The following is a 26,205-nucleotide window of genomic DNA, read 5'->3' as shown; positions in this document are numbered from 1 at the left end:
CAGCTGCACCCGCGTAACGGTCTTGTTATGGATTAACCTGATCCAACCAGCCGTACTTATCTTCGGTTTCGCCCGTGAACAGGCCGAAGAAGGCGCTCTGAATTTTGGTGGTCACTGGGCCGCGTTTGCCGGCACCAACCTGAATGCCATCAACGCTGCGCACTGGGGTGATTTCTGCCGCAGTGCCGGACATGAACACTTCATCAGCCAGATACAGCGATTCGCGCGACAGGGTCTGCTCACGCACTTCGATACCCAGATCGATCGCCAGTTTAATGATGGCGTCACGGGTGATGCCCGGCAGCGCTGAAGAAGTGAATGGCGGCGTGAAAAGAATGCCATCTTTCACTTCGAACAAGTTTTCACCCGCACCTTCTGAAATATAGCCGTTGGTGTCGAGAGCGATACCTTCCTGATAACCGTGGCGGCGCGCTTCGCTGCCCACCAGCAGTGAGGAAAGGTAGTTACCACCGGCTTTAGCCGCGGTTGGCAGGGTATTCGGTGCAACACGGTTCCATGAAGACACCATCGCATCGATACCGTTTTCCAGTGCTTCAGCACCCAGGTAAGCACCCCATGGGAAAGCAGCGATGATCACGTCGGTGGTGTAGCCATCTGGTGGGTTCACACCCAGGCCTACGTCGCCAACAAACGCCAATGGACGAATGTAAGCGCTTTTCAGTTTGTTCACACGAATCACTTCGCGGCAGGCTTCCATCAATTCATCAACAGAGGCGGCGATAGGAAAACGATAGATTTTGGCGGAGTCGTGCAGACGCTGCATGTGTTCACGGTGACGGAACACCACTGGGCCTTTGTGTGAGTCGTAGCAACGTACGCCTTCAAACACTGAAGTACCGTAGTGCAGTGCGTGAGACATGACGCTAACCTTGGCGTCTTCCCACTTAACCATCTCCCCGTTGAACCAAATAAAGTCTGCTTTCTTCGTACTCATTGCTATTTCCTTTGGCGACTAAGCGCGGATTTGTTGTGATGTCTGTTGCTGGATCTCGACACAGGCGACATCCATAAGTTTGCTTAACTGCGAAGACAGTAAATCGACAGAACGCTGGCTGGCAACGGTCATCTCGATATTAATGTTCTCGGCGTTAATCGCAGATGCCATGTTCATCGAGCACACCTGGAAGCCACGGTGGCGGACGACACGCAAAATGCGCTCCAATATTTCAGGACGGAAGCGAGCTTCGATAGACAATTGATGCTGGTTCATGCGGTTTTCTCCATCATGTTTGCGTTGCTGGCACCCGGCGGTACCAATGGCCAGACGTTCTCATGCTCATCAATCGAAACATGCAGGAAGTAAGGACCTTCACTGTTCAGCAGAGCATCAATGGCGTCGTCGACCTGATCTTTACGGCTAATGCGCTGGCCTGGGATATCAAACGCGCTGGCCAGCGTGAGGAAATCGGGGTTATCAGTGAGGATGGTCTCGCTGTAGCGGCCATCAAAGAACAGCTGCTGCCACTGGCGCACCATGCCTAAGCGTTGGTTGTCCAACAGCAGGATTTTCACCGGCAGCTTTTTACGTTTGATGGTACCCAACTCCTGGATATTCATCATGATGGAACCATCGCCTGACACGCAGATGACGGTGTCATCCGGACGCGCCACTTGCGCACCCACGGCAGCCGGCAGGCCAAAGCCCATGGTGCCCAAGCCACTGGAGGTGATGAAGTTCTCTGGCGCGGTGAAGCTCATGTGCTGCGCTGCCCACATCTGATGCTGACCCACATCGGTGGTAACCACGGCACTCTCGCCTTTGCGATCGGATACCTGTTTCAGCAACAGAGGCGCATAGATCGCTTCGCCTGGGTGATCGTAACGCCAGTCGAACTCGGCTTTCATCGCTTTGACTTCCGTGCGCCAGCCCTCAATCTGCAGCGGCATGCTCAACGCAGGCAGTACCTGGTTTAAATCACCCTGCAGCGAAACGTGCGCACGGCGCAGTTTGTTCAGTTCAGCGGGATCGATATCGATGTGGATAACGCTGGCGTGCGGCGCAAAGGTATCCAGTTTGCCGGTTACACGGTCATCAAAGCGTGCGCCAACAGCGATCAGCAAGTCACAGGATTGCACTGCAAGGTTGGCGGCCTTGGTGCCGTGCATGCCTAACATGCCGAGGTAAACATCACTGGACGGGTCAGCACTGCCTAAACCCTTCAGCGTAGAGACCATCGGAATGCCGGTTTCTTGTGCCATCGCACGCAATGCAGGAACGGCTTGCGCCATGCCAACCCCCCCGCCGATGTACAGCATGGGCTTATGCGCTTGTGCCATTAACTCGCGGGCTTCAGCGATGTGCTGCGGTGAATGGCTGATCGCCTCTTCAACGGGCAGCAGGTGCGGCGTTAAATCACCGCTGGCAATTTGAATGTCTTTTGGGATATCAACCAGAACCGGGCCCGGGCGGCCAGACTGGGCAATAGCGAAGGCCTCGGCCATCACGGAAGGCAAATCTTCAAGGGATTCGACGAGGAAGCTGTGTTTGGTGCAGGCTAATGACAAACCGAGAACGTCAATCTCCTGGAAGGCATCGGTACCGATAAAGGCTGACGAAACCTGGCCAGTGATGGCCACCACCGGGATGGAGTCCATCAACGCATCGGCTAAACCAGTGATCAGGTTGGTCGCGCCTGGGCCAGAAGTGGCGATACAGACGCCTGTTTTACCGGTGGCACGCGCATAACCAATCGCTGCCATCACCGCACCTTGCTCATGACGACACAGTAGGTGTTCCACGCCGCCATCGTAGAGCGCATCGTACACTGGCATGATTGCGCCGCCAGGATAGCCAAACACTGTGTCGACACTCTGCGCGCGTAAAGCCTGAACTACCCACTGTGCACCTGTCATGGTTATTCTCCTGTATTCCTAGGGGAACAACAGAATTTTATGCTACTGCTCATAATCTGTTCCTCGCTGATTCGCTGATATTTAGCCTGGTCAAAAAAAAACCCCCGGACCTTTCGGTGCGGGGGTTTTTGGAATTCCGGGCTTGATTTTTAAGCCTTTCTTTCTCCAAGCGATGCCCCGCACGGTGGGATAATAATCACCACCACGCTAATCACGACTAGGCTAATCACTTGTAGAAGGGCTTTCATGTGTTGTTTGTTTTTTCGATTGTTCGAAGTAATACCTACAGAGTTACCATAGTTATCCGGTCATTGACAATAATTTTCATAATGTTTTTTTATGACGCAAACGGCGCGTGACGGTTATCGCATTGTAAGTAAAAGGTTATTTACAGTTGTGATAATTTTTCATTACGCACGCGGCGTAACGGATATTTAGATTTTACGATCTGGATTCTAAAAGCAGCGAAAGGGATGCAAAAAACGGTAATTAATCGGAATCAGGTACCGATATTAGCAAATCGCATTCGCCATCTGCCATTTCAATAAGCATGATGAAGGCAACAAGGAGTTGTTATGTCTTTATCTAAGGTTTTAACCCGTGCGGCATTGGGTGTTCAGGCTCCACTCGTCACTGTAGAAGTGCATATCAGTAAAGGATTACCTGCTCTCACGCTGGTTGGCCTGCCGGAAACCACCGTGAAAGAGGCACGAGAGCGGGTACGTAGCGCAATCATCAACAGTGGTTTCACCTTTCCCGCCAAACGCATCACCATCAATTTGGCTCCTGCCGATCTGCCAAAAGAAGGCGGACGCTATGACCTTCCTATCGCCATTGCGATTCTCGCAGCCTCAGAGCAGCTTCCTGACGCAAAACTGGCGCAATATGAATTCCTGGGGGAGTTAGCCCTAAACGGCGCGCTCTGTGGCGTTCAGGCCGCGATTCCTGCAGCGATGGCAGCACTGCAAGCGGGCAGGAGGATGGTGTTAGCTGATGAGAATCAACAGGATGTCGGATTAATTGAACAAGGAGATACCCTGGTCGGGAAGCATCTGGTCGAGATTTGTGCCTTTCTTCATAACCAGACCGCACTGACGGTGGCCCGTTCTCAACCAGAACCCTTTGAACAGGCGGACCAAGATCTCAGCGACATCATTGGGCAGGAACAAGGTCGCCGGGCACTTGAGATCACCGCGGCAGGGGGTCATAACCTATTGTTGCTTGGACCACCCGGTACCGGTAAAACCATGCTCGCTACACGCCTGCCAGGTATTATGCCTCCGCTGAACGATCAGGAAGCGCTGGAGTGCGCGGCCATTAATAGTCTGGTCAGCAGCGGGACTGTTCACCATCAGTGGCGCAGACGGCCATTTAGAGCGCCACATCACAGTGCCTCACTCTATGCGCTGATTGGTGGAGGCTCATTGCCGCGACCCGGTGAAATCTCTTTAGCCCACAATGGTGTGCTGTTTCTCGATGAACTGCCAGAGTTCGACCGTAAGGTGCTGGACTCATTACGTGAGCCCATTGAGTCTGGAGAGATTGCGATCTCCCGAGCACGTGCCAAAGTGACCTATCCGGCGCGCTTCCAGTTAATCGGTGCCATGAACCCCAGCCCAACCGGCCATTATCAAGGCAGCCACAATAGATGCACGCCTCAACAGGTCCTGCGCTATTTGAGTCGGCTTTCCGGGCCTTTCCTTGACCGTTTCGATCTGTCGCTGGAAATCCCGCTCCTGCCGAGTGGCACCTTGAGCCAGAAACAAAAAGTCAAAGAATGCAGTGCAGATGTGCTTAAACGCGTGCTGACAGCCCGGCAGGCTCAAATGGAGCGTGCCGGTAAGGTGAATGCACATTTAACCAACCCGGAGATTATACGTTGCTGCTCGTTAGTACAGCAGGATGCCGAATGGCTGGAAGCAGTGCTCAACTCACTGGGTCTTTCCGTGCGAGCATGGCAGCGGATTTTAAAGGTGGCGAGGACGATTGCCGATCTGGCAGGTGAGGAGGTGATTTTGCGGCAGCATTTGCAGGAGGCGGTGAGTTATCGCAGCATCGACCGGTTACTGATCCATCTGCATAAAAGTCTGGAATAAAAAACGGGGCCTTTAGGCCCCGTTATTTTTAATCATCGCTATCGCTGAAGTCTTCCACCGTGTCCATCTGCGGCTTGCCGCCAGACAGGGTGTGGAAACGCTTAGGACGCTTAATGCGTGCGGTATATTTCGACCAGACGCGTTCAGCTTCCGTTTGCGGCTCACGAACACCACGACATACTTCTAAAAACGAACGCTCTTCATCGGTCGCTGGTTCGCGCTTAGCGAGGTCCAGTTCGTTGAAGGCGTAACCGTGGCGTTCCAGAAGCTGAGCTTCTTTAATGGTGAAATCACCATGACGCGAAAAACCACGTGGGTAATGTTTGTTATCAAAGAAACGATTTGTTGTTGCGAAGCTATCCGCCATTTTACACGCTCCTGACTCTCATATGGCCGTGCTATTTATGGCGCGGAGTATTAGATAGGCTTGACAGAGTGTAAAACAAAACATTTAAATCAGTACGACAAACAAATTTTGGGAGAATGCTGTGGATACGGAATTACTGAAAACTTTCCTCGAAGTGAGCAGAACACGCCATTTCGGGCGTGCTGCTGAAGCGCTTTACCTCACGCAATCTGCCGTTAGTTTTCGCATTCGCCAGTTGGAAAACCAATTGGGGGTTAACCTTTTTACGCGTCATCGTAATAATATCCGTCTGACTTCTGCAGGTGAGCGTTTATTGCCCTATGCAGAAAGTTTGATGAGTACCTGGCTGATGGCCAAAAAGGAAGTTTCGCACACACAACAACACCACGAGCTTTCAATAGGCGCCAGCGCATCGCTGTGGGAAGCCTATCTAACCCCTTGGTTAAAAACGCTTTATGAAAACCGTGAAAGTTTGCATCTTGAGGCGCGCATCGCGCAACGGCATCTATTAGTTAAGCAGTTGCATGAGCGTCAGTTGGATCTGTTAATTACCACCGAAGCGCCAAAAATGGATGAACTCACCAGTCAACAGATAGGTCATATTTCACTCGCACTATTTCGCGCACGTAAAACCGAAAAACGCGAAAAATATGATTACATCAAACTGGAATGGGGCGCAGATTTTCACCAGCACGAAAGTTATCTGTCCAGTGATGATGTCCCAGTATTAACCACAACATCAGCGCATGTGACGCGTGAATTACTTCACACCACTGGTGCTTGCGCATTCTTACCCGACTCCTGGCACAGCATTTATAGTGACCTGATGGTTATTCCAGATACACCTGTTGCCGTACGGCCACTGTATGCGGTGTGGTTGCAGAATAGCGATCAACAGGCGCATATTCGCCAACTGCTTAAATTTCCGGTATTGACTCAGTAATTGGGGGAGAGTTTGGGTGGATCGCAGTGAAACCCAAACGCTTTTCATGACTGAATTTGGGTTTCATTGCTGAATTTTGGACAAAAAAAATCCTTTGCCGAAGCAAAGGATTGTTTTCTGGCAGGGGCGGAGGGACTCGAACCCCCAACACCCGGTTTTGGAGACCGGTGCTCTACCAATTGAACTACGCCCCTAAATAGGGTGGCGGAACGGACGGGGCTCGAACCCGCGACCCCCTGCGTGACAGGCAGGTATTCTAACCAACTGAACTACCGCTCCACCGATACTGTACTGAAGTCAGAAAAACGTTCTGATTTCAGGTGTTTCGCCCTTTCAGTGTCAATTGAAAGGTCACGACCCGATAACGAGTCTTAATTTGATGCCTGGCAGTTCCCTACTCTCGCATGGGGAGACCCCACACTACCATCGGCGCTACGGCGTTTCACTTCTGAGTTCGGCATGGGGTCAGGTGGGACCACCGCGCTAAAGCCGCCAGGCAAATTCTTGGTGTTCTGTCCTGTGTCTTTTGTGCTGATGCGGCGTTGCCTTCTCTCGCGTTACTCAGTCACATACTTGTGTATGCTCCTTCGTTCCGTCTCGGTCGGCGCCTTGCCTCAGCGCAAAATCCTTCGGACTCATGTCCGCAGAACAAAACTAAATCTAAAATCCGGTGAACTAAGCTGAAAATCTACTTTGCGTCTCTTCAAAAACGCCTCTGGCGTTGTAAGGTTAAGCCTCACGGGTCATTAGTACCGGTTAGCTCAATGCATCGCTGCACTTACACATCCGGCCTATCAACGTCGTCGTCTTCAACGTCCCTTCAGGGGCATCAAGTGCCCAGGGAGAACTCATCTTGGGGCAAGTTTCGTGCTTAGATGCTTTCAGCACTTATCTTTTCCGCACTTAGCTACCGGGCAATGCCATTGGCATGACAACCCGAACACCAGTGGTGCGTTCACTCCGGTCCTCTCGTACTAGGAGCAACCCCCCTCAATTCTCCAGCGCCCACGGCAGATAGGGACCGAACTGTCTCACGACGTTCTAAACCCAGCTCGCGTACCACTTTAAACGGCGAACAGCCGTACCCTTGGGACCTACTTCAGCCCCAGGATGTGATGAGCCGACATCGAGGTGCCAAACACCGCCGTCGATATGAACTCTTGGGCGGTATCAGCCTGTTATCCCCGGAGTACCTTTTATCCGTTGAGCGATGGCCCTTCCATTCAGAACCACCGGATCACTATGACCTGCTTTCGCACCTGCTCGAGCCGTCACTCTCGCAGTCAAGCTGGCTTATGCCATTGCACTAACCTCCTGATGTCCGACCAGGATTAGCCAACCTTCGTGCTCCTCCGTTACTCTTTGGGAGGAGACCGCCCCAGTCAAACTACCCACCAGACACTGTCCGCAACCCGGATTACGGGTCTACGTTAGAACATCAAACATTAAAGGGTGGTATTTCAAGGATGGCTCCACGCAGACTGGCGTCCACGCTTCAAAGCCTCCCACCTATCCTACACATCAAGGCTCAATGTTCAGTGTCAAGCTATAGTAAAGGTTCACGGGGTCTTTCCGTCTTGCCGCGGGTACACTGCATCTTCACAGCGATTTCAATTTCACTGAGTCTCGGGTGGAGACAGCCTGGCCATCATTACGCCATTCGTGCAGGTCGGAACTTACCCGACAAGGAATTTCGCTACCTTAGGACCGTTATAGTTACGGCCGCCGTTTACCGGGGCTTCGATCAAGAGCTTCTCCTTGCGGATAACCCCATCAATTAACCTTCCGGCACCGGGCAGGCGTCACACCGTATACGTCCACTTTCGTGTTTGCACAGTGCTGTGTTTTTAATAAACAGTTGCAGCCAGCTGGTATCTTCGACTGCCTTCAGCTCCGTCCGCGAGGGACTTCACCTACCGACAGCGTGCCTTCTCCCGAAGTTACGGCACCATTTTGCCTAGTTCCTTCACCCGAGTTCTCTCAAGCGCCTTGGTATTCTCTACCTGACCACCTGTGTCGGTTTGGGGTACGATTTCGTGTTACCTGGAGCTTAGAGGCTTTTCCTGGAAGCAGGGCATCAGTTACTTCATCACCGTAGTGACTCGTCATCACACCTCAGCGTTAAAAGAGTTCCGGATTTACCTAAAACTCCCGCCTACATGCTTAAACCGGGACAACCGTCGCCCGGATAACCTAGCCTTCTCCGTCCCCCCTTCGCAGTAACACCAAGTGCAGGAATATTAACCTGCTTCCCATCGACTACGCTTTTCAGCCTCGCCTTAGGGGTCGACTCACCCTGCTCCGATTAACGTTGAACAGGAACCCTTGGTCTTCCGGCGAGCGGGCTTTTCACCCGCTTTATCGTTACTTATGTCAGCATTCGCACTTCTGATACCTCCAGCAGCCCTCACAGGCCACCTTCAACGGCTTACAGAACGCTCCCCTACCCAACAACGCCTAAGCGTCGCTGCCGCAGCTTCGGTGCATGGTTTAGCCCCGTTACATCTTCCGCGCAGGCCGACTCGACCAGTGAGCTATTACGCTTTCTTTAAATGATGGCTGCTTCTAAGCCAACATCCTGGCTGTCTGTGCCTTCCCACATCGTTTCCCACTTAACCATGACTTTGGGACCTTAGCTGGCGGTCTGGGTTGTTTCCCTCTTCACGACGGACGTTAGCACCCGCCGTGTGTCTCCCGTGATAACATTCTTCGGTATTCGCAGTTTGCATCGGGTTGGTAAGCCGGGATGGCCCCCTAGCCGAAACAGTGCTCTACCCCCGAAGATGAGTTCACGAGGCGCTACCTAAATAGCTTTCGGGGAGAACCAGCTATCTCCCGGTTTGATTGGCCTTTCACCCCCAGCCACAAGTCATCCGCTAATTTTTCAACATTAGTCGGTTCGGTCCTCCAGTTAGTGTTACCCAACCTTCAACCTGCCCATGGCTAGATCACCGGGTTTCGGGTCTATACCCTGCAACTTAACGCCCAGTTAAGACTCGGTTTCCCTGCGGCTCCCCTATACGGTTAACCTTGCTACAGAATATAAGTCGCTGACCCATTATACAAAAGGTACGCAGTCACCTAACAAGTAGGCTCCCACTGCTTGTACGTACACGGTTTCAGGTTCTGTTTCACTCCCCTCGCCGGGGTTCTTTTCGCCTTTCCCTCACGGTACTGGTTCACTATCGGTCAGTCAGGAGTATTTAGCCTTGGAGGATGGTCCCCCCATATTCAGACAGGATACCACGTGTCCCGCCCTACTCTTCGAACTCACAGAAGGTGTGCTTTTGTGTACGGGAGTATCACCCTGTACCCTGCGACTTTCCAGACGCTTCCACTAACACACCAGCTGATTCAGGTTCTGGGCTGCTCCCCGTTCGCTCGCCGCTACTGGGGGAATCTCGGTTGATTTCTTTTCCTCTGGGTACTTAGATGTTTCAGTTCCCCAGGTTCGCCTCGTAACACTATGTATTCATGTTACGATGATGCACAGAGTGCACCGGGTTTCCCCATTCGGACATCGTCGGCTGTAGCGGTTCATATCACCTTACCGACGCTTTACGCAGATTAGCACGTCCTTCATCGCCTCTGACTGCCAGGGCATCCACCGTGTACGCTTAGTCGCTTAACCTCACAACCCACAGGCGTTTTACAACGCATGCAAGCTGCAAGCATTTGAGAGACTCGAACATGTCATCATTCATTTCTTATTACGGAGAAATGAACCGACACGTCGTTTCAATTTTCAGCTTGTTCCGGATTGTTAAAGAGCAATAACTTCGCAATGCACTTAAAAATGCATTCGGAAGTTAGTTATCAACGTGGGGTTCGTTGATGGTGGAGCTAAGCGGGATCGAACCGCTGACCTCCTGCGTGCAAGGCAGGCGCTCTCCCAGCTGAGCTATAGCCCCATAGAGTTTGTGCAAAACGCTGCTTACCAGGAGAATTCTTTCGAGTTCAAGGCGTGTCGATGCGAAGCATACGTAATGTATGCGAGCCGTCGGCACAACGCGGAAATCGGAAGAATTTGGTAGGCCTGAGTGGACTTGAACCACCGACCTCACCCTTATCAGGGGTGCGCTCTAACCACCTGAGCTACAAGCCTGCAGGCGTTTTACGCTCTTCTTTAATTTCATCAGACAATCTGTGTGAGCACTTCGCGGGAAGGTATCTTCAGGTAAGGAGGTGATCCAACCGCAGGTTCCCCTACGGTTACCTTGTTACGACTTCACCCCAGTCATGAATCACAAAGTGGTAAGCGCCCTCCCGAAGGTTAAGCTACCTACTTCTTTTGCAACCCACTCCCATGGTGTGACGGGCGGTGTGTACAAGGCCCGGGAACGTATTCACCGTAGCATTCTGATCTACGATTACTAGCGATTCCGACTTCATGGAGTCGAGTTGCAGACTCCAATCCGGACTACGACGCACTTTATGAGGTCCGCTTGCTCTCGCGAGGTCGCTTCTCTTTGTATGCGCCATTGTAGCACGTGTGTAGCCCTACTCGTAAGGGCCATGATGACTTGACGTCATCCCCACCTTCCTCCAGTTTATCACTGGCAGTCTCCTTTGAGTTCCCGGCCGAACCGCTGGCAACAAAGGATAAGGGTTGCGCTCGTTGCGGGACTTAACCCAACATTTCACAACACGAGCTGACGACAGCCATGCAGCACCTGTCTCAGAGTTCCCGAAGGCACCAAAGCATCTCTGCTAAGTTCTCTGGATGTCAAGAGTAGGTAAGGTTCTTCGCGTTGCATCGAATTAAACCACATGCTCCACCGCTTGTGCGGGCCCCCGTCAATTCATTTGAGTTTTAACCTTGCGGCCGTACTCCCCAGGCGGTCGACTTAACGCGTTAGCTCCGGAAGCCACTCCTCAAGGGAACAACCTCCAAGTCGACATCGTTTACGGCGTGGACTACCAGGGTATCTAATCCTGTTTGCTCCCCACGCTTTCGCACCTGAGCGTCAGTCTTTGTCCAGGGGGCCGCCTTCGCCACCGGTATTCCTCCAGATCTCTACGCATTTCACCGCTACACCTGGAATTCTACCCCCCTCTACAAGACTCTAGCCTGCCAGTTTCGAATGCAGTTCCCAGGTTAAGCCCGGGGATTTCACATCCGACTTGACAGACCGCCTGCGTGCGCTTTACGCCCAGTAATTCCGATTAACGCTTGCACCCTCCGTATTACCGCGGCTGCTGGCACGGAGTTAGCCGGTGCTTCTTCTGCGGGTAACGTCAATCGATGAAGCTATTAACTTCACCGCCTTCCTCCCCGCTGAAAGTACTTTACAACCCGAAGGCCTTCTTCATACACGCGGCATGGCTGCATCAGGCTTGCGCCCATTGTGCAATATTCCCCACTGCTGCCTCCCGTAGGAGTCTGGACCGTGTCTCAGTTCCAGTGTGGCTGGTCATCCTCTCAGACCAGCTAGGGATCGTCGCCTAGGTGAGCCATTACCCCACCTACTAGCTAATCCCACCTGGGCACATCCGATGGTGTGAGGCCCGAAGGTCCCCCACTTTGGTCCGAAGACGTTATGCGGTATTAGCTACCGTTTCCAGTAGTTATCCCCCTCCATCAGGCAGTTTCCCAGGCATTACTCACCCGTCCGCCACTCGTCACCCGAGAGCAAGCTCTCTGTGCTACCGTTCGACTTGCATGTGTTAGGCCTGCCGCCAGCGTTCAATCTGAGCCATGATCAAACTCTTCAATTTAAAGTTTGATTTGCTGAAACCAGTTCAGCGATGCTCATCTGTAAAACGTCATAATGAATTTCATTATGTGTTCACTCGTGAGACTTGATATTTTTTACGTCCGGAGACGTTGATATCAATCCTGCGAGTGCCCACACAGATTGTCTGATAAATTGTTAAAGAGCGGTGCCGCGATTTCTCTAGCGGCGCGGGATGCGTATATTACGCTTTCCGCATTCTCAGTCAAGCATTTATTTTTGCTTTTCTGAAGGTTGCCTTGAAGACCACCTCCTGAACACATCACTTCGTAAACCGTTGTTCCGTGTCAGTGGAGGCGCAGTATAGGGATTTCTTTTGGGCTGACAAGCGCTAAATGCAAATTAAATTCTGAGTGTTGTTTTTTTCATCGAAACCCCACTAAATCGCCAGTTTTTCCAGCAGCGGGAAGCCATAACGCTGTAAAACCGGTGATAATTGCATCACCTCATCATCCATGCGCGTACAGAACGCCATATTCTGGCCAGAAGAAACCGCATGCGGTGCTTCATGCTCAAGTAGCCATACGGTTCGGCGCGCAATTGCCGCTCCTGAATCCACTAATCGCGTGCCTTCTGGTAACACCATTTGTAGTTCATCACGTAATAGAGGGAAGTGGGTGCATCCCAAAACCACCGTGTCAGGCGGTTCTTTCATTCGTAGCCAAGGTTGTACAGCGCGGCGCACATCAGACAGTTCCACCTCTTCGCCATGCAGCTTGGCTTCTGCCAGTTCTACTAATTCCGCAGATCCCAGCATTTCGATTTTGCATTCACGTGCGAACTGCGCCACCAGCTCGTGGGTGTAGGGGCGTTTTACCGTGCCACGTGTTGCCAGCAGTCCTACAACACCATTACGTGTCAGGCGTGCAGCAGGTTTGATGGCCGGGACCACACCGACAACGGGAAATTCGAAGCGCTCTCGCAGTGCCGGTAAAGAAACGGTACTGGCGGAGTTACAGGCGATAATCACTAGTGCCAGCGGGAAGCGTTGGGTGATAGCGTGAACAACCGCAACGACACGATCGACAATAAAGTCTTCGCTTTTTTCGCCGTACGGGAAACCTTCATTATCGAAGGCGTACAAATAGTGAAGGTCTGGCAACAATTGCCGGACCTCATCATAGACGGAGAGCCCACCGACGCCGGAGTCAAACACCAGCACGGTGGGACGCAGATCAGAAGCTGTAGCTGGCGCTGAGGTAATACTCCGTTCCTGGAGTTTGATAGCCATACACTGTCTCGTAGTCTTTATCGAACAGGTTGGCAATTCTACCACGAACGGTGAGCTGTGATGTGACCGGATACGACACTGCAAGATCCCATAAACTTACTCCACCCAATTTTACGCGCTGCGCGGTGTAGGAGTGGTTATAGTCGGTGTCGTAACGGTCGCCCAGATAATGATAGGTAATGGACCAGTCAAAATCGTAGATCGTCCAGTCGAGTTGATATTTCACCTGCTGCTTAGCACGGCGTACCAGCTGTTGGTTGGTTTCAGCATTGCGCGCATCAACATAGTCATAAGAGATCTGATGACTCAATGGGCCAGTGTCGAAGGACGCTGTAGCTTCGACACCTTTGATACGCGCTTTGTTGATGTTGTAATAAACGTAAGTGCTTGGGTCGCTATCGATTAGATTGTCGATGTCATTACGATAACCCGATACACGCCAGTTGACTGGCCCGGTCAGACCTTCAAACCCACCTTCCCACTGCTTGCTTTTTTCTGGCTTCAGATCCGGGTTGCCATAAGTCTGGCTGTAAAGCTGCCCCAGGTTTGGCGATTTAAAGGCCGTACCATAAGAAGCAAACACACTGTAGCCGTCAACAAACGCCCATGAAGCGCTGCTCTGCCAGGTGTTGTGCCAGCCAAAAGCATTATTGTCATCACCACGTACGGCACCTTCCAGCGTGACACTACCAAACTGCTGCTGCGCGGTCGCATAAATACCGGTATTACGTTGCTCCTGACCTTCAATAGTGGAGTTAGTGCCGGGTTCAGAAGTTTGTTTCTGCCAGTCCACGCCTCCACTCACCGCTCCGTGCCCTACCTGAACGGTATTGCCCCACTGCAGGTTATATTGCTGCACATCATCTAATGACGCCGTCGCATCATATTTACCGAGCTGCGGGCTGTAGTTGTAGTCCTTGGTATGGCTGTAACTGGCAATTAACTGGGATGAATAGATGCCCTGATTGAAGCGCAAACCGGTATCCCAGGTTTGGCTGTAAAGCTGGCGAGTATCAACAAAGGTGTTGGGTTCAACGTAAGTCGGATAGCCGTCGTAAGCAGTACGATTATCGAAGCCATAGCCACGGACAAACCCGCTAAATTGATCGTTAAACTGATGCTCTAACGACCCATACAGCGTCTTACTCATAAAGCCGTCGCGGTCTTTCTGTGCCGGATCGCCGTAAACATCAGGCAGATTGGCCACCACATCATAGCCCTTGGTGTAAGTATAGTTACCTGCCATGGTCAGCTTAGTGGCATCGCCCAGCATTTGCTGCGTAGAACCGTCGTAGCTTTGGTAGCCTTTTGAACCCATCCCCGCGGTCAAGGTAGTACCCGGTTTATCACGACCGGTAATAATGTTAACCACGCCACCAATCGCATCAGAACCATACACCGCAGAACGTGCACCACGGATATATTCGATGCGTTGCACCAGCGACAACGGTATTTGGCTTAAATCAGATGAACCGGAAATACCTGCCTGATTAAGGCGAATGCCATCAATGAGCACCAGCACGTGGCTTGAATTTGTGCCACGGATGAACATTGAGCTGGATTGGCCAAGGCCACCGTTCTGCGCGATATCCACGCCAGGTAAGCGCCGCATAACATCAGTGAGGCTTTTAGCCTGCCAGCGATCAATCTCATCACGGGTGACAACGGTAGTGGGAGCCAGCACTGAAGACACCGGCTGGGCGAAACGGTTAGCGGTCACGATTTGCGTATCATCATCCTGAGCGTATCCATATGCAGCCCAGAGTGAAAGCGCCGTTGCACTGAAGGCAAACAGCGTGGTTTTGCTTTTATTCATTTTTGTAAGCATCCAAAAGACGAAGCAGGATGCCGCAGGCCCACGATCGATAGCACGCGATGATCGTAGTAGTTGCGACGTCACACCGGCAGGTCTTCGGGCTGAGAATCATAAATGGTGAAAAACTTCCCATCCCGTAGGACAGTGTTTATCGATGCGATCACCACGACATTCATTTACCGCTGCGCGTCAGCTCCAGATTTGCACTGGATTCCCTTTTAACTCAAGGAGGCCGGCTGTCGCAGTCTAAGGTTAAGAAGGCCTGAAAGCCATCTTCCTCTCACAGAACTGGACATCAGCAGGTGAATGCCTACAATCGCCCGGCAAGCAGGCTTATTACCAGGATTGAAGATGACACCCGAACAGCTCCCGATTGAACAATACGACGCGCAACTGGCAGAGAAAGTCAGCCGTTTACAGGCGATGATGGCGCCCTTTGCCGCGCCTGACGTGGAGGTGTTCCGCTCACCGGTCAGCCACTATCGCATGCGCGCAGAATTCCGCATCTGGCACGAGGGTGACGATCTCTATCACATCATCTTTGATCAAGAAACCAAGCAGCGCATTCGTGTGGATCAATTCCCTGCCGCCAGCGAACTGATCAACCAGCTGATGCCAAAACTGATCGAGGCGATCCGTGATAACCCGGCGCTGCGTTTTAAATTGTTCCAGATCGACTACCTGTCGACGATGAGCAATCAGATCGTGATTTCGCTGTTATACCACCGCAAGCTCGAAGCAGACTGGACCGAAGCCGCGACCGTACTGCGCGACACACTGCGCGCCGAAGGTATTGACTTACAGCTGATTGGACGCGCAACCAAGACCAAAATCTGCCTCGATCGCGACTACGTCGATGAATGCCTGCCGGTGGCAGGAAAAGAGATGATTTATCGCCAGGTAGAAAACAGCTTCACTCAGCCCAATGCGGCCATGAACATTCAGATGCTGGAGTGGGCGTTGGACGTCACCCAAGGTTCGCGTGGCGATCTGCTGGAACTGTATTGCGGAAACGGCAACTTCTCGCTGGCACTGGCGCGTAACTTCCGCCGCGTACTGGCGACGGAAATTGCCAAGCCATCAGTGGCCTCAGCGCAGTACAACATTGCGGCCAACCACATTGATAATGTGCAGATCATTCGTATGGCGGCGGAAGAGTTTACTCAGGCGATGAATGGCGTGCGCAGTTTTAACCGTTTAGAAGGCATCGATCTGACGAGTTATGAGTGCGAAACCATTTTTGTCGATCCACCACGCAGCGGGCTGGATGAGGAAACGGTGAAAATGGTGCAGGCCTATCCAAGCATCCTTTATATCTCCTGCAACCCACAAACGCTGTGCGATAACCTGGCAACGCTGGGTGAGACCCACGAGATTTCGCGCCTGGCACTGTTCGACCAGTTCCCTTACACCCATCATATGGAATGCGGTGTCTGGCTGACGCGCAAAGCGTAAAACAAAACGGGAACCCTGTGGTTCCCGTTGTTGTTTTTAGCTTTTATTCTTCGCGCGGCGGAAGCGAGTGGCAATCCAGAACACCAACGCCACCATCAGAATGGTCGGGATAAAGTTGGAGCCGATATCCGGATATTCAGCACGCACCAGCGCGCTATACACCAGAATGCCCAGCAGGAAAAACGCCGCAGCCAGTGAAGGCATACCGTCCGGCATGTTGCGGTTCAGATAACGTTGATGCAGGCACCAGGCCGCCAGGCCCAGAGCAATCAACGGGAAAATCGAAAAGGGTACAAAAGTACTAAACAGCACCGAAAAGGAGCCGTTGATCGCTAAACCGGTGATAAAAGCCAGTAACAACGTTCCTTTATCGCGAGGGTTTTGCTCAATCATTTCATTATCCTTATCACATTACTCTTCGGTTTTTTCCAGGGTGACCGCCAGACGTTCCTGCTCCCGGCGATACCAGTAATAAGCACCTTTGGCGATCATGCGTAATTGCAGCACCAGGCGATCTTCCAGCTTGCGACGCTGTTCGATATCCACATCCAACGCTTCAGCACCTGCACTAAACACGATGGTGACCATCGCTTCAGCCTGAGCTTCAGTGAAACTGCGCGGCATGCGATTTTCCAGCTCAAGATAATCGGCCAGTTCAGCAATAAAGTGCTGAATTTCACGAGCGACCGCGGCACGAAACGCCGCCGAGGTTCCGGAGCGTTCACGTAATAAGAGACGAAAAGCATTGGGATTGTTCCCGATGAATTCCATAAAAGTGGAGACGGAAGTCTTGATGATGCTGCCGCCTTTCGCGATGCGCTGACGCGCCTGGCGCATCAACTGGCGTAGCATCAAGCCACTTTCATCGACCATGGTGAGACCCAACTCATCCACATCTTTGAAGTGACGATAAAATGAAGTAGGTGCAATCCCGGCTTCACGCGCGACTTCACGCAAACTCAGGCTGGCAAAACTCCTTTCTGCACTTAACTGACTGAAGGCTGCTTCAATCAGTGAGCGTCGTGTACGTTCTTTCTGTTGCGCCCTGACGCCCATGTTCCCGGCCTTTTGAGTGATCTTGCAGGCACTATAACAAACTTTTCAGCGTACAGTGGCGCAAACTTGTGAGCGTCTGTGAACCTCACGCTTTGTCAAAACTGGGCAATTTTCGCTGATAGAATTCAGAAGTGCGCGGCGAGATGTTAGAATCTCGTTGTAAAAATGTGATAGAAAAATAGGACGTACTGGTATGCAAAAGTCTTACGATTACGATGCCATTGTGATTGGCTCCGGTCCAGGCGGCGAAGGTGCGGCAATGGGCCTGGTAAAGCAGGGAGCGCGCATTGCAGTGATCGAACGCTACCATAACATCGGCGGCGGTTGTACTCACTGGGGAACCATCCCTTCTAAAGCCTTGCGTCACGCTGTCAGCCGTATTATTGAGTTCAATCAAAACCCCCTTTATAGCGATCACACCCGACTCCTGCGTTCTTCATTTGCTGACATTCTGAATCACACTGAAAACGTTATCAGCCAACAAACGGCGATGCGTCAGGGTTTTTACGAGCGCAACCGGTGTGAGCTTTATCAGGGCGATGCCCATTTTGTCGACGCCAACACCATTGAGGTTGAGCAACCGGATGGCACCCGCGAACGCTTAACCGCAGAAAAATTCGTGATTGCCTGCGGTTCACGCCCGTACCATCCAGCAGACGTCGACTTTACCCACCCACGCATTTACGACTCCGACTCCATCCTTAATCTGCATCATGAACCTGGCCATGTGATTATTTACGGCGCCGGTGTGATTGGTTGCGAATACGCGTCGATCTTCCGTGGGCTCAACGTCAAAGTCGATCTGATCAACACCCGCGATCGTTTACTGGCGTTCCTCGATCAGGAAATGTCAGATTCGCTCTCCTACCACTTCTGGAACAGCGGCGTTGTGATTCGTCACAACGAAGAGTTCGAGAAGATTGAAGGGGTGAGTGATGGCGTGATCATGCACCTAAAGTCAGGCAAAAAAGTGAAAGCAGATTGCCTGCTGTACGCGAATGGCCGAACCGGTAACACGGATTCGCTGGCGCTGGAAAATGTTGGCCTCGAAGCCGATGGTCGTGGTCTGTTGAAAGTGAACAGCATGTACCAGACTGCACAGCCACACATCTATGCCGTGGGCGATGTCATTGGTTACCCAAGTCTGGCTTCAGCGGCGTACGATCAGGGCCGTATTGCGGCGCAAGCCATCATCAAAGGCGAAGCCACTGCGCATCTGATCGAAGACATTCCTACCGGGATTTACACCATTCCGGAGATCAGTTCAGTGGGTAAAACCGAGCAACAGCTCACCGCGATGAAAGTGCCATATGAAGTGGGTCGCGCGCAGTTTAAACATCTGGCGCGCGCACAGATTGTCGGCATGCACGTGGGCAGCCTGAAAATCCTGTTCCATCGCGAAACCAAAGAGATTTTGGGGATTCACTGCTTTGGCGAGCGTGCCGCGGAGATTATTCACATCGGCCAGGCCATTATGGAGCAGAAGAACGGCGGCAACACGATTGAGTACTTCGTGAATACCACCTTCAACTATCCCACCATGGCTGAAGCCTACCGAGTGGCCGCGCTTAACGGGTTAAACCGCCTGTTTTAACGTGGTGCCCAGATAACCCTGCATGTGGGTTTTAATTGCTTCTGCCAGCTGCTCATAGCGGCTGCGCAGAGGCGAACCCGGACGATACACCAGTGCGATAGTACGCTGTGGAACCGGCTTATAGCACGGCAGATAACACACGCCGTCACGCACTCGCTCATTTGGCACCGCCAGTGAGGGCAACAGCGTAATGCCGCTTCCCGCCGCGACCATATTGCGCAGTGTTTCCAGACTGGTCGCGCGGAAATGGGTATCTTCATCTGCACCCGCTTCGAAGCAGAAGCCCATGGCTTGATCGCGCAAGCAGTGGCCATCTTCCAGCATCAGCAGCTTTTCGCCCGCCAGATCTGACATCGGGACACGATCGCGATCATGCCACGGGTGATCCTGATAGACAGCCAGTCTCATCGGTTCGTCGAACAGCGGTACCTCAATGAAGGCTTCGCTCTCTTTGACCAGCGCCAGAATGGCACAATCCAGCTTACCGCTGTCGAGCTGTGCCAGCAGTTGCTGGGTCTGCGCTTCATGCAGATACATTTCGAGTTTGGGGAAGGTCTTGTGCAGCATAGGGATGATATGCGGCAGCAAGTAAGGACCGGTAGTCGGAATCAAACCAATATGCAGCGGCCCGGACATGGCTTCACCCTGTTGGCTCGCCATCTCTTTCAGCACTTTCACTTCACGCAACACGGTTCGTGCCTGGTCCACCAGCAACAAGCCAGCCTGCGTAAATAACACCTTACGGCTGGTACGTTCCAGCAGCATCACACCCAGTTCATCTTCCAGCTTACGAATCTGTCCACTTAAGGTGGGTTGGCTGACATGACAAGCGTCAGCTGCACGCCGGAAATGGCGATGCTCCGCAAGCGAAACCAGATACTCCAGATCACGAATGTTCATTGATATCCTCCAAACCACGATAGCCCGTGGCGATAGATAGAATAGCAATGAACGATTAGCCCTATCAAGCAATGAACAGGAATAATACCGACCATACGAAGCAATGTAGAAAAGAAGCTGAGATGACATGGAGCATCACCTGCAATCAGCTTGAAAAATCGTGGTGTTGGCCGGGAGTGCCAGCCCTTGATGATGTGCCTATAACAACATGTAATTCTGAAGCTAGAGGTTGGCGGGCTACCGAAAAGGAGCCCGCTTTTTTTTCATCAGCTTAAACGCTTTTTCGCTTCGCTGATGGCGAACGCCACCTGTTGTGGTGCCACACCGCCTTGGGCGTTACGCTTATCCAGGCACGATTGCAGTGACAGGATCGGATAGACATCGTCCTCAATCACCGCACTGAACTGCTTCAGCTGCGCCAGGCTTAACGCTTCCAGCGCGACGCCCTGTTTGATCGCTTCTACCACTGTTTCACCCACAATGTGGTGTGCTTCACGGAAAGGTACGCCCTTCGCCACCAGATAGTCCGCCAGCTCAGTGGAGTTAGCATAACCTTGCTCTGCTGCCTCCTGGCAACGTGGACGTTTTACCTGAATGCCGTCCAGCACCAGCACCGCCATATGCAGGCAGTCTCCCCAGGTATCCAGCGCATCGAACAGCCCTTCTTTATCTTCCTGCATGTCTTTGTTGTAAGCCAGTGGCAGACCTTTCAGCGTCATCATCATGCCGGTCAACGCGCCCTGCACACGGCCACATTTGCCGCGAATCAGTTCCAGCGCATCCGGGTTTTTCTTCTGCGGCATCAGTGAGGAGCCAGACGTCACCTTGTCAGACAGTTCAAGGAAGCCCGCTTCACCGGTGTTGAAGAAAATCAGGTCTTCAGCAAAGCGTGACAGGTGCACCATACCGATCGATGCGTCAGACAGCAGCTCCAGTACGTGATCGCGGTCAGACACGGTATCAAGGCTGTTGCGGGTGGCAGAGGCGAAACCTAACCAGCCCGCCAGCTGCTGACGGTCGATTTCATACGCAGTGCCAGCCAGTGCGCCACAGCCCAGCGGGCTGACATCCAGACGCTTCAGGGTATCCTGCAAGCGGCTTTCATCACGCGCCAGCATCTCAACATAGGCCAGACACCAGTGCGCAAAGGTCACCGGCTGTGCACGCTGCAAGTGCGTGTAACCCGGCATGACTGCGTCTTGATTGGCTTCTGCGGTCGCCACCAAAGCCGATTGCAGCTCACGCGTTGCTTCAAGCAGCAGCGCAACCTGCTCTTTGCACCACAGTTTGAGATCGGTCGCGACCTGATCGTTACGGCTACGGCCGGTATGCAGTTTTTTACCGAGTGCGCCAACTTTGTCGATCAGTTTGCCCTCAACCCAGCTGTGAATATCTTCTGCGTCGCTTTGCAAAATCTGCTCTGGATTGGCGCGCACTTCTGCCAGCAGTTCATTTAATGCGGCTTCCAGCTGCTGTTGTTCTTCGCTGCTCAGCACATTGACGGTCACCAGCGCTTTTGACCACGCAATCGACCCGGTGATGTCCTGCTCAGCCAGACGATAGTCAAAACGCAGTGAGTCATTGAATTGTTTGAACCGTTGGTCTGCTGCCTGCGAAAAACGTCCGCCCCAAAGTGCCATCTGCTTTACTCCTGAATTCTGTTAAAGAAAGGGCGGCTCGCGGCCGCCCTTGCAAAAAATCGTCTCTGCTGCGGTATTACTTCTTCTGCTCGTTCAGTGCACGGATGCGTGAAGAGAGAGAGAACAGACGGATGAAGCCGCCCGCGTGGCTGTGGTCGTACACTTCGTCCTCGCCGAAGGTCGCGAATTCTTCAGAGTACAGGCTGTTAGCAGAGGTTTTCTGAATCGCGGTCGCCTGGCCTTTATACAGCTGCAGTACCACTTCGCCATTCACTTCTTCTGCCAGTGATTCAGCTGCCGCCTGGATAGATTTACGCAGTGGCGCGAACCAACGACCGTCGTAAACTACGTAAGACATCTCATGGCCCAACTGCTCACGCCATTTGAAGCTATCACGATCCAGCACCAGCTGCTCAACCGCACGCAGGGCGTTAACCATGATGGTGCCGCCAGGGGTTTCATAGCAGCCGCGAGACTTAATACCCACCAGGCGGTTTTCCACGATATCAATACGGCCCACGCCGTGCTTCGCGCCCAGCACATTCAGTTTTTCCAGGCACTGGAACGGACTCAGCTTCTCACCGTTTACGGCAACCACACGGCCTTTCTCAACGGTGACGGTCACGTTCTCTGGCTGGTCTGGCGCTTCCAGTGGATCAACGGTCCATACCCAGCAATCTTTGTTCGGTGCGTTCGCTGGGCTTTCCAGTACGCCGCCTTCGGTGGAGATGTGCCATGCGTTCTCGTCACGGCTGTAGATTTTTTCCAGCGAAGCGGTAGTTGGGATGTTGCGTACTTTCAGGTAATCCAACAGGGCTTCACGTGAACGCAGGTCCCACTCACGCCATGGCGCAACCACTTTCAGCTGTGGTGCCAGTGCGGTGTAGGTGGTTTCGAAACGCACCTGATCGTTACCTTTACCGGTCGCACCGTGGCACAGCGCGTCTGCGCCGACTTTCAGCGCCAGCTCAACCTGCGCTTTAGCGATGATAGGACGTGCCATTGAGGTACCCAGCAGGTAGGTGCCTTCGTACAGTGCGCCAGTCTGCAGCACAGGATAAACGTATTCGCTGATGAACTCTTCACGCAGGTCAGCTACGTGGCATTCAGAAGCACCAGACTGCAGCGCTTTCTTCTCAACGCCTTCCAGATCGGCTGGGTCCTGACCAATGTTGGCCACGAATGCCACCACTTCACAATCGCCGTAATTCTCTTTCAACCATGGAATGATGGCTGAAGTATCCAGACCGCCGGAATAGGCCAGAACGATTTTCTTAATCTTTTGCGTGCTCATGTCTTAAATCCTTGATTATGCGAGAATCCGGGTGCCAATCGACACGCCGTTGAAAAGGGTTGGCAGCTGTTCAGCATGACGCCAGCTAGCAATATCAACCGGGCGACCCAGCGTACGCGCTGCGTCGAGCGCCGCGTTCACTTTCACGATCATGCCATCAGTAATAATGCCTTGAGCAATCAACTGCTCTGCTTTCTCTGCTGTCATCTCTTCGATGCGCTGACCTTTGCCATCGAGAATACCGCTCACGTCAGACAACAGAACCAAATCAGCACCGATAGTTGCCGCCAGCGCCGTCGCCGCCTGGTCAGCATTGACGTTCATCAAGTCACCGCCATCAGTGATACCAATTGAACTGATCACTGGCATGTAGCCTGCACTTAATAAGGTATTCACCAGCGCAGGATTGCCAGGCGTGGCATTGCCCACGTGACCGAGCTCTTCGTCGAACTGCGCCACATTCACCAGGCCAGCATCGCCGAGGCATAAGCCCACTGCGCCAATGCCGTATTTCTTTGCCCACGCTAACAGCGTTTTGTTGGCAGTACCGGCCAGGGCACCGGTAATAATGTCAATCTGATCGGCTGGCGTCACGCGCAATCCGTTCTTCTTTTTCACTGGCAGGGCGAGCTTCTTCATCAGCTCGTCAACCAGGCAACCGCCACCGTGCACAATGATCAGCGGACGCTGATATTCATTACGATACGCCAGCAGGGCATCAAACAGACGGGCCAGCGCTTCTTCGCTATCCAGCAACACGCCACCCAGTTTAATGATCAATGGATTCATTGCAGTTTCCGTCCTTTAAATCAGTGACAGCGTTTCGGGGAAGCCGAAACGAATGTTCAAACACTGAACCGCCTGCGAAGAGGCACCTTTCAGCAGGTTATCTTCCGCCGCCACCACAATCAGGTGCTCGCCTTGCATGGCAAAACCGATATCGCAGAACGGCAAACCGACCACCCCTTTCAGCGCAGGCACGCCTTTGTCATACACGCGCACCAGCGGTTTGTCGTGATAGGCCTTGTGGAAAGCATCGGCGACATCTTGTTGCGTCACACCGGCTTTCAGACGGCAGGTGGTGGTGGATAAAATACCACGCGGGAAGCTGCCCAGATGCGGCGTGAAGATCACTGGCGTTCCCAAATGCGCAACGATTTCAGGGTGATGACGGTGGTTAAACAGCCCATAGGGTTGCAGGCTCACTTCACAGAAGCTGGTGCCAACATTGGCTTTACGCCCTGCACCGCTTACGCCGCTGGTGGCATTGATCACTGGCCACTGTGCATCGTTAAGCAGGCCCGCTTCAACCAGCGGTTTCAATGACAGCTGAGCCGCCGTTGGGTAGCAACCCGGCACGGCGACCAACTGTGCATCTTTAATTTTGTCGTGCTGCCATTCCGCCAGGCCGTAGACCGCTTTGTCCAGCCACTCCTGATGCTGATGGCTGAAACCATAATATTGAGTATAGAAAGCTTCGTCGTTGACGCGGAACGCACCGGAAAGATCGAACACTACGCAACCGGCTTGAAGGAAACCTGGTGCCAGATCGTGGCTGACTTCATGGGCAGTGCAAAGGAACACCACATCGACTTTATCGGCCCATTCTGAGGCATCACTCAACGGCTGCAGTGGCAAATCCACAATGCCTTTCAGCTGCGGATGCAGGTCCGACAGTAATTTTCCGGCATCCGGGCTTTGCGCTGAAACCGCCAAAGCGGTTATGTTCATATGCGGATGGCGATTCAGGTAAGTGGCAAGCTCTACGCCAGCATAACCACTGGCACCAACGATCAGCGTATTCAACATCAGGCTGTATACCTTATTACAGTCACACATTCCGGGTCGCGGCCTTGCCCCGTTGCCCACGATGCCGTTTGCAGAAGATTTCTCTCTTCACATGCAGACGACGTTATTGTATTTTTATTCACTATTAATGCATGAATATTGATACATCCTAACCCAAGGACCGTCAACAGTGAAGACAAAATTACCACCTTTTATCGAACTCTACCGCCAGTTGATTGCCACACCATCGATCAGCGCGACCGACAGCGCCATCGATCAGAGCAATGAAACTTTAATCAATTTACTGGCAGGTTGGTTCCGCGATCTGGGCTTCAGTGTCGAAGTACAACCGGTACCGGGTACGCGCCATAAATTCAACATGCTGGCACGCAGCGGATTAGGTGCGGGCGGCCTGCTGCTGGCGGGTCACACGGACACCGTTCCCTACGATGATGGCCGTTGGACGCGCGATCCCTTTACCTTGACTGAACACGACAACAAGTTATACGGCTTGGGTACGGCGGATATGAAAGGCTTCTTTGCCTTTATTCTGGATGCGTTGCGTGAAGTTGACGTGACTAAACTGAGCAAGCCGCTGTACATCCTTGCGACCGCCGATGAAGAAACCACCATGGCCGGTGCGAAGTATTTTTCGGAATCCACCCAGCTGCGTCCGGACTGCGCCATTATTGGTGAACCGACCTCGCTAAAACCGGTACGTGCTCACAAAGGTCACCTGTCGAATGTGATTCGTATTCAGGGCCAGTCAGGCCACTCCAGCGATCCCGCGCGCGGTGTCAACGCCATCGAACTGATGCATGAGTCCATTACCCAGTTGATGCAGCTGCGTAACACGCTGAAAACGCGTTATAACCACGACGGCTTCGCTATCCCCTACCCGACCATGAACTTTGGTCACATTCACGGGGGTGACGCCGCCAACCGAATTTGCGCCTGCTGCGAATTACATATGGATATTCGTCCGCTGCCGGGCTTAACCCTGAGCGATCTCGACGGTTTGCTGAATGAAGCCTTAGCACCGGTAAGCGAGCGCTGGCCAGGACGCTTAACCGTAGGCGAACTGCATCCACCGATTCCGGGCTACGAATGCCCTGCCGATCATGAACTGGTGAAAGTCGTTGAGAAACTGCTGGGTGTGCCGACTGAAGTGGTGAACTATTGCACTGAAGCGCCTTTTATCCAGTTGTTATGCCCAACATTGGTTTTAGGCCCAGGATCGATCAATCAGGCCCATCAGCCAGATGAATTTATTGATACCGCATTTATTAAGCCAACTCATGCGCTTATCACGCAGGTTGTACAGCATTTTTGCCACTGATTAACAATAGATGGGGCAATTCACTGTTAAAACAGCAAATTGCCCGGTCATTGTTCGGGATTTAATAATAAGAATAA

19 protein-coding genes, 4 tRNA genes, 3 rRNA genes and 1 riboswitch are annotated in these 26,205 nt (G+C 52.6%); of the genes, 5 read left to right on the top strand and 21 right to left on the bottom strand.

The window, feature by feature from the left end:
- Window positions 1-25: 25 nt before the first annotated feature.
- From LK04_RS19780 to ilvL, 4 genes are all read right to left on the bottom strand, one after another.
- Entirely contained in the window at window positions 26-955 is a 930-nt protein-coding gene (locus tag LK04_RS19780) for a branched-chain amino acid transaminase (protein ID WP_034820022.1), read from the bottom strand.
- 18 nt (window positions 956-973) lie between these two features.
- On the bottom strand, window positions 974-1,231 hold the full coding sequence (ilvM, locus tag LK04_RS19775; RefSeq protein ID WP_034820026.1) for an acetolactate synthase 2 small subunit: 258 nt from the start codon (window positions 1,229-1,231) through the stop codon (window positions 974-976).
- Complete coding sequence (ilvG, locus tag LK04_RS19770; protein WP_039333388.1) at window positions 1,228-2,874, bottom strand: acetolactate synthase 2 catalytic subunit; 1,647 nt, start codon at window positions 2,872-2,874, stop codon at window positions 1,228-1,230. The genes ilvM and ilvG overlap by 4 nt, the downstream gene beginning before the upstream one ends.
- Window positions 2,875-3,023: 149 nt before the next feature.
- Window positions 3,024-3,122 carry an ilv operon leader peptide gene (ilvL, locus tag LK04_RS20250; RefSeq protein WP_071531048.1) on the bottom strand — a complete coding sequence of 33 codons (99 nt, stop codon included), beginning with the start codon at window positions 3,120-3,122 and terminating at the stop codon, window positions 3,024-3,026.
- Window positions 3,123-3,449: 327 nt separating this feature from the next.
- Between ilvL and LK04_RS19765 the strand changes: the two genes are divergently transcribed.
- Complete coding sequence (locus LK04_RS19765; protein WP_039333389.1) at window positions 3,450-4,970, top strand: YifB family Mg chelatase-like AAA ATPase; 1,521 nt, start codon at window positions 3,450-3,452, stop codon at window positions 4,968-4,970.
- 28 nt (window positions 4,971-4,998) lie between these two features.
- Here the strand turns inward: LK04_RS19765 and LK04_RS19760 are convergent, their stop codons facing one another.
- The gene (locus LK04_RS19760) at window positions 4,999-5,337 is read right to left on the bottom strand and encodes a DUF413 domain-containing protein (protein WP_039333392.1); all 339 of its coding nucleotides are present in this window, start codon (window positions 5,335-5,337) and stop codon (window positions 4,999-5,001) included.
- 121 nt (window positions 5,338-5,458) lie between these two features.
- Between LK04_RS19760 and hdfR the strand changes: the two genes are divergently transcribed.
- Complete coding sequence (gene hdfR, locus LK04_RS19755; protein ID WP_034820037.1) at window positions 5,459-6,280, top strand: HTH-type transcriptional regulator HdfR; 822 nt, start codon at window positions 5,459-5,461, stop codon at window positions 6,278-6,280.
- A 118-nt stretch (window positions 6,281-6,398) separates the two neighbouring features.
- Here hdfR and LK04_RS19750 read toward each other — a convergent pair.
- The 9 genes from LK04_RS19750 to btuB form a co-directional block, all read right to left on the bottom strand.
- Window positions 6,399-6,474: transfer RNA gene (locus LK04_RS19750), tRNA-Trp, on the bottom strand.
- Between the two features lie 8 nt (window positions 6,475-6,482).
- Window positions 6,483-6,559: transfer RNA gene (locus LK04_RS19745), tRNA-Asp, on the bottom strand.
- A 102-nt stretch (window positions 6,560-6,661) separates the two neighbouring features.
- Window positions 6,662-6,777: ribosomal RNA gene (gene rrf, locus LK04_RS19740) — 5S ribosomal RNA — on the bottom strand.
- Window positions 6,778-7,005: 228 nt separating this feature from the next.
- Window positions 7,006-9,911, bottom strand: a 23S ribosomal RNA gene (locus LK04_RS19735).
- A gap of 204 nt (window positions 9,912-10,115) precedes the next feature.
- A tRNA-Ala gene (locus tag LK04_RS19730) sits at window positions 10,116-10,191 on the bottom strand.
- A 117-nt stretch (window positions 10,192-10,308) separates the two neighbouring features.
- A tRNA-Ile gene (locus LK04_RS19725) sits at window positions 10,309-10,385 on the bottom strand.
- 73 nt (window positions 10,386-10,458) lie between these two features.
- Window positions 10,459-11,998 (bottom strand): 16S ribosomal RNA (locus tag LK04_RS19720).
- The 16S, 23S and 5S rRNA genes sit together here with 4 tRNA genes alongside, the layout of an rRNA operon.
- A gap of 396 nt (window positions 11,999-12,394) precedes the next feature.
- Window positions 12,395-13,246: a glutamate racemase gene (gene murI, locus LK04_RS19710; RefSeq protein WP_039336521.1), complete on the bottom strand. Its 852-nt coding sequence runs from the start codon at window positions 13,244-13,246 to the stop codon at window positions 12,395-12,397.
- Window positions 13,191-15,062 (bottom strand): TonB-dependent vitamin B12 receptor BtuB, encoded by a 1,872-nt coding sequence (gene btuB / locus LK04_RS19705; protein ID WP_039336519.1) that lies wholly within the window; start codon window positions 15,060-15,062, stop codon window positions 13,191-13,193. The genes murI and btuB overlap by 56 nt, the downstream gene beginning before the upstream one ends.
- 69 nt (window positions 15,063-15,131) lie before the next feature.
- Window positions 15,132-15,314: riboswitch (cobalamin riboswitch) on the bottom strand.
- Between the two features lie 99 nt (window positions 15,315-15,413).
- Here btuB and trmA point away from each other — a divergent pair.
- A complete protein-coding gene (gene trmA / locus LK04_RS19700; RefSeq protein ID WP_039336517.1) occupies window positions 15,414-16,517 on the top strand; it encodes a tRNA (uridine(54)-C5)-methyltransferase TrmA in 1,104 nt (367 codons plus the stop codon).
- Window positions 16,518-16,553: 36 nt separating this feature from the next.
- On the opposite strand, the gene LK04_RS19695 is transcribed toward trmA, so the two are convergent.
- Window positions 16,554-16,910: a YijD family membrane protein gene (locus LK04_RS19695; RefSeq protein ID WP_039336515.1), complete on the bottom strand. Its 357-nt coding sequence runs from the start codon at window positions 16,908-16,910 to the stop codon at window positions 16,554-16,556.
- 18 nt (window positions 16,911-16,928) lie between these two features.
- The gene (gene fabR, locus LK04_RS19690; protein ID WP_039336513.1) at window positions 16,929-17,573 is read right to left on the bottom strand and encodes an HTH-type transcriptional repressor FabR; all 645 of its coding nucleotides are present in this window, start codon (window positions 17,571-17,573) and stop codon (window positions 16,929-16,931) included.
- A gap of 193 nt (window positions 17,574-17,766) precedes the next feature.
- On the opposite strand from fabR, the gene sthA reads away from it, so the two are divergent.
- Entirely contained in the window at window positions 17,767-19,167 is a 1,401-nt protein-coding gene (gene sthA, locus LK04_RS19685; RefSeq protein WP_021506825.1) for a Si-specific NAD(P)(+) transhydrogenase, read from the top strand.
- Here sthA and oxyR read toward each other — a convergent pair.
- The 5 genes from oxyR to argC all read right to left on the bottom strand — a co-directional run bounded on the left by oxyR (window position 19,150) and on the right by argC (window position 24,810).
- On the bottom strand, window positions 19,150-20,067 hold the full coding sequence (oxyR, locus tag LK04_RS19680) for a DNA-binding transcriptional regulator OxyR (RefSeq protein WP_039336511.1): 918 nt from the start codon (window positions 20,065-20,067) through the stop codon (window positions 19,150-19,152). The genes sthA and oxyR overlap by 18 nt on opposite strands.
- Before the next feature lie 266 nt (window positions 20,068-20,333).
- Window positions 20,334-21,707 carry an argininosuccinate lyase gene (gene argH, locus LK04_RS19675; RefSeq protein ID WP_039336508.1) on the bottom strand — a complete coding sequence of 458 codons (1,374 nt, stop codon included), beginning with the start codon at window positions 21,705-21,707 and terminating at the stop codon, window positions 20,334-20,336.
- 76 nt (window positions 21,708-21,783) lie between these two features.
- A complete protein-coding gene (locus tag LK04_RS19670; RefSeq protein WP_039336506.1) occupies window positions 21,784-23,001 on the bottom strand; it encodes an argininosuccinate synthase in 1,218 nt (405 codons plus the stop codon).
- A gap of 15 nt (window positions 23,002-23,016) precedes the next feature.
- Window positions 23,017-23,790 carry an acetylglutamate kinase gene (gene argB / locus LK04_RS19665; RefSeq protein ID WP_039336504.1) on the bottom strand — a complete coding sequence of 258 codons (774 nt, stop codon included), beginning with the start codon at window positions 23,788-23,790 and terminating at the stop codon, window positions 23,017-23,019.
- Between the two features lie 15 nt (window positions 23,791-23,805).
- Window positions 23,806-24,810 (bottom strand): N-acetyl-gamma-glutamyl-phosphate reductase, encoded by a 1,005-nt coding sequence (gene argC, locus LK04_RS19660; RefSeq protein ID WP_039336502.1) that lies wholly within the window; start codon window positions 24,808-24,810, stop codon window positions 23,806-23,808.
- Window positions 24,811-24,979: 169 nt separating this feature from the next.
- Here argC and argE point away from each other — a divergent pair, with 169 nt between their 5' ends.
- Entirely contained in the window at window positions 24,980-26,128 is a 1,149-nt protein-coding gene (gene argE / locus LK04_RS19655) for an acetylornithine deacetylase (protein WP_059109822.1), read from the top strand.
- The last annotated feature ends 77 nt before the right edge of the window (window positions 26,129-26,205 follow it).

Origin of the sequence: Pantoea vagans (assembly GCF_001506165.1) — a bacterium.
Lineage (GTDB): Bacteria > Pseudomonadota > Gammaproteobacteria > Enterobacterales > Enterobacteriaceae > Pantoea > Pantoea vagans_C.
The sequence above is the reverse complement of the archived record's forward strand: the minus strand, read 5'-3'. Positions and strand labels throughout refer to the sequence as shown.

What these genes read in the sequence shown, in the direction of transcription:
- argC (WP_039336502.1), bottom strand. Translation starts at nt 24,810, where the DNA reads ATGTTGAATACGCTGATCGTTGGTGCCAGTGGTTATGCTGGCGTAGAG.
- LK04_RS19780 (WP_034820022.1), bottom strand. Translation starts at nt 955, where the DNA reads ATGAGTACGAAGAAAGCAGACTTTATTTGGTTCAACGGGGAGATGGTT.
- oxyR (WP_039336511.1), bottom strand. Translation starts at nt 20,067, where the DNA reads ATGAACATTCGTGATCTGGAGTATCTGGTTTCGCTTGCGGAGCATCGC.
- fabR (WP_039336513.1), bottom strand. Translation starts at nt 17,573, where the DNA reads ATGGGCGTCAGGGCGCAACAGAAAGAACGTACACGACGCTCACTGATT.
- LK04_RS19765 (WP_039333389.1), top strand. Translation starts at nt 3,450, where the DNA reads ATGTCTTTATCTAAGGTTTTAACCCGTGCGGCATTGGGTGTTCAGGCT.
- LK04_RS19670 (WP_039336506.1), bottom strand. Translation starts at nt 23,001, where the DNA reads ATGAGCACGCAAAAGATTAAGAAAATCGTTCTGGCCTATTCCGGCGGT.
- btuB (WP_039336519.1), bottom strand. Translation starts at nt 15,062, where the DNA reads ATGAATAAAAGCAAAACCACGCTGTTTGCCTTCAGTGCAACGGCGCTT.
- trmA (WP_039336517.1), top strand. Translation starts at nt 15,414, where the DNA reads ATGACACCCGAACAGCTCCCGATTGAACAATACGACGCGCAACTGGCA.
- argB (WP_039336504.1), bottom strand. Translation starts at nt 23,790, where the DNA reads ATGAATCCATTGATCATTAAACTGGGTGGCGTGTTGCTGGATAGCGAA.
- ilvM (WP_034820026.1), bottom strand. Translation starts at nt 1,231, where the DNA reads ATGAACCAGCATCAATTGTCTATCGAAGCTCGCTTCCGTCCTGAAATA.
- ilvL (WP_071531048.1), bottom strand. Translation starts at nt 3,122, where the DNA reads ATGAAAGCCCTTCTACAAGTGATTAGCCTAGTCGTGATTAGCGTGGTG.
- ilvG (WP_039333388.1), bottom strand. Translation starts at nt 2,874, where the DNA reads ATGACAGGTGCACAGTGGGTAGTTCAGGCTTTACGCGCGCAGAGTGTC.
- LK04_RS19760 (WP_039333392.1), bottom strand. Translation starts at nt 5,337, where the DNA reads ATGGCGGATAGCTTCGCAACAACAAATCGTTTCTTTGATAACAAACAT.
- LK04_RS19695 (WP_039336515.1), bottom strand. Translation starts at nt 16,910, where the DNA reads ATGATTGAGCAAAACCCTCGCGATAAAGGAACGTTGTTACTGGCTTTT.
- murI (WP_039336521.1), bottom strand. Translation starts at nt 13,246, where the DNA reads ATGGCTATCAAACTCCAGGAACGGAGTATTACCTCAGCGCCAGCTACA.
- sthA (WP_021506825.1), top strand. Translation starts at nt 17,767, where the DNA reads ATGCAAAAGTCTTACGATTACGATGCCATTGTGATTGGCTCCGGTCCA.
- argH (WP_039336508.1), bottom strand. Translation starts at nt 21,707, where the DNA reads ATGGCACTTTGGGGCGGACGTTTTTCGCAGGCAGCAGACCAACGGTTC.